The organism is Rhodococcus mengyinensis (assembly GCF_048381435.1).
Lineage (GTDB): Bacteria > Actinomycetota > Actinomycetes > Mycobacteriales > Mycobacteriaceae > Rhodococcus_F > Rhodococcus_F opacus_D.
In genome coordinates this window covers 40,722-51,405 of the sequence record NZ_JBLWIT010000095.1, presented here as the reverse complement: position 1 = coordinate 51,405, position 10,684 = coordinate 40,722, and the positions used below count along the sequence as shown (strand labels likewise).

The 10,684-nt window shown below is 68.7% G+C and carries 7 protein-coding genes; 4 read left to right on the top strand and 3 right to left on the bottom strand.

Features of this window, described 5'->3' with window-relative positions; genetic code table 11:
- Positions 1-3,282, top strand: a 3,282-nt coding sequence (locus tag ACNJ7E_RS18575; RefSeq protein ID WP_418340664.1) for a non-ribosomal peptide synthetase, incomplete at its 5' end; no start/stop codon positions are given.
- Here ACNJ7E_RS18575 and ACNJ7E_RS18570 read toward each other — a convergent pair.
- From ACNJ7E_RS18570 to ACNJ7E_RS18560, 3 genes are all read right to left on the bottom strand, one after another.
- Complete coding sequence (locus ACNJ7E_RS18570) at positions 3,258-6,062, bottom strand: non-ribosomal peptide synthetase (protein WP_418340663.1); 2,805 nt, start codon at positions 6,060-6,062, stop codon at positions 3,258-3,260. The genes ACNJ7E_RS18575 and ACNJ7E_RS18570 overlap by 25 nt on opposite strands.
- 94 nt (positions 6,063-6,156) lie before the next feature.
- Positions 6,157-6,987, bottom strand: coding sequence for an SDR family oxidoreductase (locus ACNJ7E_RS18565; protein WP_283334217.1), 831 nt, complete (start codon positions 6,985-6,987; stop codon positions 6,157-6,159).
- A complete protein-coding gene (locus tag ACNJ7E_RS18560) occupies positions 6,984-7,694 on the bottom strand; it encodes a thioesterase II family protein (RefSeq protein WP_280784268.1) in 711 nt (236 codons plus the stop codon). The genes ACNJ7E_RS18565 and ACNJ7E_RS18560 overlap by 4 nt, the downstream gene beginning before the upstream one ends.
- A gap of 423 nt (positions 7,695-8,117) precedes the next feature.
- On the opposite strand from ACNJ7E_RS18560, the gene ACNJ7E_RS18555 reads away from it, so the two are divergent.
- The 3 genes from ACNJ7E_RS18555 (at position 8,118) to ACNJ7E_RS18545 (ending at position 10,654) form a co-directional block, all read left to right on the top strand.
- Positions 8,118-8,471, top strand: coding sequence for a hypothetical protein (locus ACNJ7E_RS18555; protein ID WP_280784267.1), 354 nt, complete (start codon positions 8,118-8,120; stop codon positions 8,469-8,471).
- A 167-nt stretch (positions 8,472-8,638) separates the two neighbouring features.
- On the top strand, positions 8,639-9,628 hold the full coding sequence (locus tag ACNJ7E_RS18550) for an ATP-dependent DNA ligase (protein ID WP_280784266.1): 990 nt from the start codon (positions 8,639-8,641) through the stop codon (positions 9,626-9,628).
- 315 nt (positions 9,629-9,943) lie between these two features.
- On the top strand, positions 9,944-10,654 hold the full coding sequence (locus ACNJ7E_RS18545; protein WP_418340662.1) for a hypothetical protein: 711 nt from the start codon (positions 9,944-9,946) through the stop codon (positions 10,652-10,654).
- Positions 10,655-10,684 lie beyond the last annotated feature (30 nt).

The window sequence follows — 10,684 nt, the reverse complement described above, 5'->3', positions numbered from 1 at the left end:
CCCACCCACCGCACCCACCACGGGGATCGGGTCGTGTTCCACATCGGACGGGACCTGCACCGGTCACTAGTGGCGCTCGCGCGGCAGAACAACTCGACGCTCTTCATGGCGATCCACGCGGTATTCGCCGTCCTCCTCGCCCGCCTCAGCGGCAGTTCCGACATCGTGATCGGCACCCCCGTCGCCGGCCGCCCCGATCCCCGGCTGGACCCATTGGTCGGCATGTTCGTCAACACACTCGCCCTGCGCACGCCTGTCGACGGCTCCCGGTCGTTCACCGAGGTACTCGACCGCACCAGGGACGTCGATCTCGGCGCCTTCCTCCACGCCGACCTGCCCTTCGAGCGCGTCGTCGAGGCCGTGGATCCGGCGCGGTCGACCTCCCGCTCACCGCTGTTCCAGGTGTCCCTCGAGTTCGAGGGCGTCCAGCGACCAGAGATCACGCTGCCGGACCTGACGGTCACGGTCGCGGAGTACACGCCGCCCGTCGTCAAGGTCGATCTCGAACTGGTGGTCGCCGAGACGTTCGACGAGTCCGGTGCACCGGACGGGATCGCCGCCGGATTCACCTATGCCACCGACATCTTCGACGCCGCGACCGTGCAGGGCTTCGCCGATCGTCTGACCCGTCTCGTCGCGGCGGTCGTCGCCGACCCGGACGACCCGGTCGGAGACCTCACGCTCGGCGACGAGGACACACCTGTATCCGGACCGCCCGGCCTCCCGGCGCGGGTGTGGCCCGACCTGCTGGCCGGGGCGGCGGAGCGGCACTCCGACCGGGTGGCCGTGTCCGATGCCGGTCGCACGCTCACCTATCGCCAACTCGGCGCCGACTCCGCGCAATTCGCCCGGCTGCTCATCGCTCGGGGTGCCGCACCGGAAAGGTTCGTCGCCCTGGCATTGCCGCGGTCGATCGCGTGGGTCCGTGCCGTGTGGGCGGTCGCCGGCTCGGGTGCGGCGTCGGTACCCGTCGACCCGACGTATCCGCCCACCCGGATCGCCCATATGCTCGCCGACGCCGGCGCTGTGCTCGGCCTCACCGTCGCTGGGTATCGCGCACAGTTGCCCGACACGGTCGAGTGGCTGGTGCTCGATGATCCCGACTTCGAGACGCAGATGCGGCACCTTCCTGCCACGCCGGTGACCGACCTCGACCGCACAGCTCCGCTGCGCACGAACAACCCCGCCTATCTCATCTACACGTCCGGGTCCACCGGCGCCCCGAAGGGCGTGGTTGTGTCGCACCGGGGTCTGGCAAACCTGTTCGAGCAAGAACGTCACCACCTCCACGTCACGCCCGATGCGCGGGTCTCGCACCTCGCGTCCCCCAGTTTCGACGCGTCGCTGTTCGAGTTGACGATGGCGTTCTGTGCGGGTGCCCAGGTCGTGCTCGTACCCCCGCTGACCTTCGGCGGGGCGGCCTTGGCGGACATCCTCGCCGTTGAGCGGATCACCCACGCGTTCATTACCCCGACCGTGCTCGCCACGCTCGAACCGGCGGGACTCGACTCGCTGCGGGTCCTCGCCGTCGCTGGTGAACCGTGCCCGACCGACCTGGTCCGGCGATGGGCGCCCCGCCGACGCATGCTCGACCTGTACGGTCCGACCGAGACGACGATCTGGTCGCATGTCAGTGAACCACTGGCACCGGCGGAACCCGTCACCATCGGGCGCCCCGTCCGCGGGTTCACCGCCGCCGTCCTCGACGCCCGGCTCCATCCCGTTCCCCCGGGAACCCCGGGTGAGCTGTACCTGGCAGGGCCCGGCCTAGCCCGCGGCTACCACGCTCGCCCCGCCACGACGGCGACCCATTTCGTCGCCTGCCCGTTCGCTGCCCCCGGGTCGCGGATGTACCGCACCGGTGACCTGGTACGCACCCGGCCCGACCTCACGCTCGAACACCTCGGCCGCACCGACTTCCAGATCAAGGTGCGCGGATTCCGGGTCGAACCAGGCGAGGTCGATTCGATCCTCACGGCGCGCGCGGACATCGGTTTCGCGGCCACCGTCGGGCGAACCGGTCCGGACGGGCAACCGATACTCGTCACCTACGTCCGCGGTGCGAACGGCGCGGACGTCGACGCGAGTGTGGTGCGCACGGCGTTGTCCGCGCAGCTTCCGCCGTATCTGGTTCCCGCCGCGGTCGTCGTACTCGGCGAGGTGCCGCTCACCCCGGCCGGCAAGCTCGACCGCTCGGCCCTCCCCGAACCCGAGTTCGGTCCCCGGCCCGAACGATTCCGTGCCCCGTCCACGGCCGTGGAGCGGGCCGTCGTCGAGGCTTTCGCGGAAGTCGTCGACACCGGCGAGGACCGCCCGATCGGAGTGGAGGACGACTTCTTCGCGCTCGGCGGCACGTCACTGTCCGCGGTCCGCGTCGCCGCGGGCCTGCAGCTCCGTTTGGGCCGGCCGGTGCCGCTTCCGGCCCTCTTCCTGGACCCCACTCCCGCGGGGCTCGCGGCCCGCCTCGCCACAGAAGTGCCCGGCACCACCGACGAAGCTCTCCGGGTTGTCGTGCCGCTGCGCCGTGGTGACCGGCTCGCACCTCTATTCTGCGTCCACGCCGGGATGGGCCTGGCGTGGGCGTACACCGGCATGGTGCGCCATCTCTCACCGGACCGGCCCGTGTGGGGACTGCAGTTGCCCTCCCTCGGCGGCGGCCCCGATTACGACTCGATCGAGGACCTGGCGCACCGATACCTCGACGAGGTCCGTGCCGTCCAGCCGGCGGGACCGTATCATCTGCTCGGCTGGTCGCTCGGCGGTCTGATCGCGCATGCCATGGCCACCGAGCTGCAGGACCGGGGTGAGGAGGTCGCGTCCCTCGTGCTCCTGGACAGCTACGTGGGCGAACCGACTGCGGAACCCGACCCGTTGGACGTCGGCGACCTTCTGCGTGGGCTGGGGGTCGACGTCGGACCCGGCGACGACGCCCGACCGCTCACGTACTCCGACGCCCACGACCGCCTCGGCGAGGCCTACGGTCCCGCAGCCGCCGTGACGGCAGACCAGCTGCGGCGCATCGCCGAGGGATATGACCGGTCGACCCGGCTGTCGACGCGATTCGCCCCGAGAGTCTTTCGCGGGGACGCGCTTCTGATCACCGCGGTCGTCGGTCCCCGCGCCGGCAGCGCGCCGTCCGTCGACGACGGATGGGGCGACTCGATCACCGGCACCGTGCAGGAAGAACACGTCGAGTGCGGACACAACGACATGATGCAACCGAAACCAGCACGTGCGATCGGCATGCTCGTCGAAACCTACGTATCCGGGCGGGGCGGGTAGAGCCGCGCCAGAGTGCCGCAGATTCCGCGGATGCTCGGATGCCGGTACAGCTCCCGCATCGGGAGGGCCGGAAGGCCGAGCCGCCGCATCATGCCGTCGGCCTTGATCGCGCACAGTGAGTTCCCTCCGAGCTCGAAGAGGTTGTCGTCCAGCGACACCGGGACTCCCAGCACCGACTCCCAGATGTCGGTGAGCGTCTGCGCCGTTCCCGCCTCGGCGAGCGGGCCGCCCTGCGGTTCGACAGCAGTGTGCGACACGGACCGCAGGACCGGATCGGGAAGCCTTGCCACGTCGAGCTTTCCGTTGATGGTGAGCGGCAAAGCGTCGACCAGGGTGATCGAACGGGGCACCATGTGCTCCGGTAGGAATCGGGCCGCGCGTTCGCGTATCACTGCAACCGTCTCCGTCTCCCCGGCCGCAGCGGACCCGCCCGGAACGACGTAGGCGTCGAGCGCGATTCCGGCCGGGACTTCCGACCTTCCCGAGGGCACCACGGCCGCTGCCGTGACGACGGGATCGTCGAGGAGCACGGAACGCACCTCGTCGAGTTCCACACGGAACCCGCGAATCTGGACCTGGGCGTCGACGCGACCGAGATGCTCGAGATTGCCGTCGCCACAGATTCTTCCGCGATCGCCCGTGCGATACCAGCGGGACCCGCCGGGTGCAGCGACAAAGCGGCAGGCCGTCAGTCCGGCGCGGTCGAGGTACCCGAGCGCGACACCGGCCCCGCCGACGTAGATCTCACCGGTCAGACCGTTCGGCAGAGGATCGCCGAACTCGTCCGCGACCGCCGTCTCCCAGCCGGGTAGTGGTTTCCCCACCGTGCGCGACCCGGTCAGGGCGTCGCGCCGCGTCACGGTGTGCGCGGTGACGTGCACGGTGGTTTCCGTCGTCCCGAACATGTTCACCAACCGGCATCGTGATTCCGGATACCGGTCGAGCCACGGCAGTACCACCCGGGGGTCGAGAGTCTCACCGCCGAACATGACGAGGCGGAGCGCGGACAGCGGCTCGAGATCCCGGTCGGCCGCGGCCAGGAGGACGAATGCGGACGGTGTCTGACTGAGGACGGAGACGCGTTCGTCGGCGAGCAATGTGTGGAACTCCACTGGGGACCGCGAGATCCAGTACGGCACGATCACGAGTCGGCCACCGGTCGACAACGAGCCCCAGATCTCCCACACCGAGAAATCGAAGGCGGGCGAATGGAACATTGACCAGGTGTCCCCGGGAGTCGGCGCGAATTCGGTTGCGGTGGCCGACATCAGCGCCGGCACGGCACGATGCGGAATCACCACGCCTTTCGGCCGACCCGTCGACCCCGACGTGTAGACCACGTAGGCGGGGGCGCCGTCGCCTCCCACAGCCCAATCCACCTCACCCGGGCCCGATACCGATCCCGGCAACTCCGCCGGCGTCACCGCCGGTACTCCGGCCCACCGGACTTCGCCCTCCAACTCGGTCACGACCAATCGGACACCGGCATCACGCGCCGTGTATGCGAGCCGATCCGGAGGATGCCGCACGTCCATCGGAACAAACGCCGCACCGCTGCGCAACACCGCAAGCATCGTCACGACGAGGTCGACCGACCGATCCACACAGATTCCGACCCGGTCCCCTGGGCCGACTCCCCGATCGTGAAGACCTCGCGCCATCCAGGCCGACTGCTCCTCGAGTGCACGGTAAGTCAATGTGCGTCGGCCATGGGTCACCGCGACCGCGTCGGGACGCTCGTGAGCGTGCCGGACGACGAGATCCTCGATCCTCCCGCCGGAGACGGGCGCTCGCACACCGGCACCCACCGGTGCCACCGCCGCGCCGAACACACGACGTCGTCCCGGTGACGGGGCGCGAAGTCCGTCCACCACCCGGGTGACCCATTGCCCGAACCTCGCCGCTGTGTCGGCGTCCACAGTCACCGGGTCGGCGTAGACCTCCAGTGTGGCGCGCCCGCCGGTGTCGACCACCGGTACGAGTGTCAGTGGAAACGGTGCCGTCTGGCAGGGGAGGTACTCACGTCCGGAGTCACGCGTAACCGTCCCCAGCACCCCGGTTGCCGTACTGCCCATTTCTCCAATCTTCGCGAAGTCCCACGAGACCTCCTGTTGCCGTGAGCTTTTCACTTCCTCGACCAGCTCGGCCAGAGTGTGGTCCAGGGAAGTGTGGAAGGCCAGGTCGACCCAGCTCTCGAATCCGCCGAGCGTTCGTGGCGGCCGCGTCCGGTCGACCCGCCACACCGGAACCGTCACCGCGGAGAGGTCGTCACGCCTACCGGTCACCACCGCGGCGGCAGCGGCCACCGTCGCCGTCATATCCTCACGGGCCGCGACCAGCGGGTGGGAGGAACGCAGTACCTCCGCGCTCCATCCACCCAGTGCCCGACCGTGCCGATGTCGACCAACCGGATTCGCGGTCACCGTGTCGGCGTCGCGCACGCCGACGAGCACGTCACACACGAGCGTGAGCGAGGCAGTGTCGAGATCACGGCGGTCGGCGACCACGACCAGATCGGCCACCTGGTCGAGGTACTGCATCACGACGGCGCGCACCGCCGGACCATCGACAGCGACGGGCCGCCGGCACTCGGCGGCAAGCCGGCGTCGTGCCTCCTCCGACGCCGAACCGGCCGGGACATCCACCACCCATAGCCGCGTCGGCCTGGTCGCGCGCTCCCACCAGCGACGGGACGCCGTACCCCACCGCACCGCAAGCATGTCCGAGCTCACTCCGCGGGGCACCCGCACCGTCATCGCATGGCCGAACGCCGTGCGCACCGGTCCAGACCTCCCCCAAGGAGATTGGTGCATGAAGCAATCGTAGTCGACAGACGCGCGGCGACTGGGGCCTGCGGACACGGACTCATCGTTCTCACCGGGCCGTGAAACCGCCGTCCACCGTCACCACGGCACCCGTGACTCCACGCGCATCGTCGGACGCGAGCCACCGCGCCGCTGCCGCGACCTCGCCGGGTTCGACGAGCTTGTTGGTCGGCTGGGCCTGCACGAAAACCGACTCGTGCTCATCGACGCCGACACCCAGGGAGCGCGCGATCTCCGCCAGCATCCGCCCTTCGTACTCACTGCTGTCCCGCACCGACCCCGGGCACAGCGCATTCACCCGGACCCCGCTCGGCGCATAGTCGAGGGCGACGGCCTTGGTGAGGCCGACCAGGCCGTGCTTCGCCGCAACGTACCCGGCGAAGTGGCGGTACCCGACGAGCCCTGCCGTCGAGGCGACATTGATGATGCTTCCGCTGCGCTGGGTGACCATGATCCGTCCGGCCGTCGCGATGGTCCGCCACGCCCCGGAGAGGTCGACGTCGATCATCAGACGCCACTCGGATTCGGTGATGTCGTGTGCGACCTTTCCGGACGGTGCGGCGATTCCCGCATTGTTGAGCAGCACGTCGAGGCGACCGAATCGTTCGTGTGCGACCTGCACTGCTGCCGTGATCTCTGCGAGCTCGCGGACATCCACCGCCTGGGTCAGAACCGTCGCACCGTGCTCGCGGCATAACTCCGCGGTGTAGTCGAGCTGACTCTGCGAACCGAGTGGGTACGGCACCCCGGCCAGATTCCGGGTGATGTCGACGAGCATGAGATCGGCCCCAGCCGCCGCGAACTCGACGGCACAGGCACGGCCGATACCCCGCGCTGCGCCGGTCACGAAGGCCGTCTTTCCGGCGAGGTCGGCGCTCACCGAGCGTCCTCGGCGAGCTGCGCGGCAAGCAGCCGTACCAGCGCGTGCGGGTGCTCGGTCAGGTACATGTGTCCGCCGTCGACCTCGATCACCGACGTCCCCGCGGTCGTCGTCGCCGCCCACTCCGCCAACTGAGCGGCACCGACGAGGTGATCACCCCGCCCTCGGAGGGCGGTGATCGGGACGTCCAGCGGTGGATGTGGTGGTGGCCGATAGTTTTCGTGCATCTCGACGTCGGCCCGGACGACGGGCAACAGCAGCTCGCGCAGTTCCGCGTTCGCCAGCGCAGGGTGGGAGTACCCGGCCAGCTCACCCACCTGGTCGAGGAATTCCTCATCCGCCAACGACGACGCCCGGATCTCCCGCACGGTCGCCGGACCTGGCGATCCACTCACGAACAGGCGGGTCAGCGCGACGCCTCCGTCGGCGGTCAGGCGATGCGCCAGCTCATAGGCCAGGACCGCACCGAGGCTGTGCCCGAACACGGCCACCTCGGAAGACTCCCGGAGGACCGGCAGCACGCGCGGCGCAATGTCGTGGACGGCGGCGTCGACCGAGGTGAGCAGGTCCTCACCAAAGCGTTCCTCGCGGCCGGGTAGCTGCACGGGGAGGATGTCGAGTCCTCGCGGCGCACAACTCTGCCAATCGCGGAAGAAGGACGCGCCCACCCCCGCGTACGGCAGACACACCAGAGTCGCAGGTGACATTGTCACCTCCTTCTACGACGCCGACGAAGACCGGATGCTTCCGACCCTAGGCCGCGCTCCCCTCCGGTGTGGGAATTCGCCCGCGCAGAGCCGCCAGCACTTCCGCGGAGCATGCGAGCTGCCCAGTGTGCTCGACGTGCCGTCGTCGAGCAGCCTGATGACATGCAGGTGACGGGGCACGGCACGCACACGGCCAGCGACACGTGCTGGGTGTCAGGACCGAGGGAACTCGACGTGGTCGCATAGTGTGTCCACTGTCTGCTACACCATCCGGTCGATTGTCGGCACACCTGGTTGCGTGTCGATCCTCAGCAGCGGAATTGTCGGCGGGCTCAGCGGCGGGCCGCTCACAAGGAACCCGGTCCGACTGTGAGGCAGCGGAATTGACACCGCGTGCACGTCGTACCACTTACTATCGAATGCATGGGAGTCGCAGCCGCGGCACGAGCGCTCGGCCGCCTCCAGTACCGAATCGCGCGCATTCCCTTCCACCTGGTCGACGACACGGTGATGCCGTTGTTCTTCGACGACGCTGCCCCGGCCCGGCTGGCGTACGAGTGGGTGCTGATCGAATGCGACGAGGCCGCAGCGATTCTGTTCGACGACGACTTCGCAGCCACCCACGCACAGATGTTGCGGCGGCGCAGTGCCGCCGTGCGATACGCCATCGCCCGCGGACAACGGCAGGCTCTCCGCGATACCGACGTCGTCGTCCTCGAGCGGCACCGCGCTCGTTTCCGCGAGCGGCACCGCCAGCACGCCAGAAACACTGATTAGCGTCGGTGGGCGGCTTTTTGTCGCGTGCTCCGACGACCGTATCGCTGAGATAGCTGGGGTCGGCAGTTCTGGCGGGATGTGGAGTGTGGCGAGGGTGATCGGCATCCACCTGACGTCGATCCGGGCGATGCCGCGCCGGGGCAGAACGAGGGGGGAGAATCAGCATTGTGCCCGCCCATCAGCCCGCACTACCTCTCCGCCCGGTGAAACCGATGCTCGCGACGCTCGGCTCACCGCCGGGTGGAGACGACTGGGCGGTGGAGATGAAATTCGACGGTGTACGCGCCGTCGCCACCGTCACCCCGGCCGCGGTGCACCTGTTCAGCCGCGACGGCGCCGACATCACCGCCGCATACCCGGAGATCGCCGCCGGACTCTCCGAGATCAACCCAGGCCGAGGCGTAACAGTCGATGGTGAGATCGTCGCGCCCGCTGCCGGCAGCGGCCGACCGCGCTTCGACCTGCTCCGACAGCGGACCCCCATCCAGAATCCACCGGCCGCGCTGCAGCGCGCCGTACCGGTCGCCTTTAATATCTTCGATCTGCTGGTGCACCGCGGGGCGCCGATCCTGCGGTGGCCGTACCTCGAGCGCCGACAACTCCTGGCCGACCTGAACCTCGGTCTGGAGGGTGAGGCTCTGCAGGTCCCGCCACACTGGGTCGACGTCGACGGCGAGGACATGCTCCGGTTGGCCGACGCGCACGGCCATGAAGGAATTGTCGCCAAGAGAATGACCTCGCCCTATCGCCCCGGACGCCGCTCACCGGACTGGATCAAAACTCCGCTACGCAACAGCGCCGAAGTGGTCGTCGGCGGGTGGGAAGCGACCAGCCGCGGCGGTCTGCGGTCGCTGATCGTCGGTGCCCACGCGGACCAGGTCGGCTTGATATTCGTCGGGCACGTCGGCTCCGGCTTCACCGAATCCCACCGGCGCCGAACGCTCATGCTGCTCCGCCCACTCGAGCGCCCTACCAGCCCCTTCGACAATCATGTTCCCGATGAGCTTGCCACTCACGCGCGCTGGGTGGAACCGATTCTCGTCGGCACCGTCGAGTACCGCGAGTTCACCCTGGACCGGCGGCTCCGCCATCCGTCGTGGAAGGGATTTCGGGCCGGGATAGACCCGAGATGGGTGACCGTCGAGGAGCTACCGTAGTCCCGCGCGTGTCTCGGCACGATGGCTTCGGCGCCTCGGCAGGCCTGGCCGGTTACCTCTCTCCGTGTCGGCAACCGATCAGCGGCCGACCGGCGAGGCGGCCGAGTAGAAATCGCACCCTTCCTCCTCGGACCGGCGGGTCCGACAATAGGGAGCGTGAGTTCGCGACGTTCCGCCGCAGAGTGGGCAGTCGATCAGGTCCACGCTGTGCGTGACGATCCTGCAGCTCGACTCGCGCTGATCGCCCGTACTTATCACGGTCCGATCGGCAACGCACCCCGGCACTTGCCGTTCCGCCGGGCGGCACTGTCGTTCATGCGCTGGCAGATCGGTCGCGGCGTGCTGGCGCCGCTCGGTGCGATGCCGCCCGGCAGTCCGTGGTGGCGAGCGGTCAACGAACGGCTGATGCGCGACGGCTGCGAGGCCGTCGCCCGGAGCGGCGGAATGGGAGGGACGCCGTCCTCGCACACGGTCGATCTGTGGATGCTGTTCGTTGCCGATCCGACCGCACGTACGTGGTACCGGGCCCACAATGCGAGCATTGCCTCCGCCTACCTGGACCATCGCGACCTTGCCTGTACCGAGAGCCGTCCGGAGCGCTTCTTTCTCAACGTGGTACTGCTCCGTGTTCTCTACGCCCATGCCCTGGTCGCGGCGCCGCGTCTGGCGCTGGGGCGGCTCGCGCCGGCCGGCCCCCTTCTGGGAGATCCTCGCCTCTCGATGACCGGGATCTTCCTGTCCCTTTCTCGGGTCCTTCCCGACCGATATCCCCTCGGAGACGACGTCGCGGCGTATGTCGCCGCTGAGCACAACGTCGGTGAGATGCTGGACTACGGTCTGATCGGGCCGCGGCTGCAGCATTTGTACGAATGGTCGGCCGATGAACTCGACGAGCCGGGACTACTCGACTGCATTTGCGACGGCAGTCCGACGTACGCCTGGTCCTACTCTGATCGCGAGGTGTGGCATCCGGCGATCCCGGCGGCCACGATTCGCGCGGTTCGGCGGATATTGCCGGCGAATTGAGGGGTGACATCCCGTTGATACTCCCCCGGT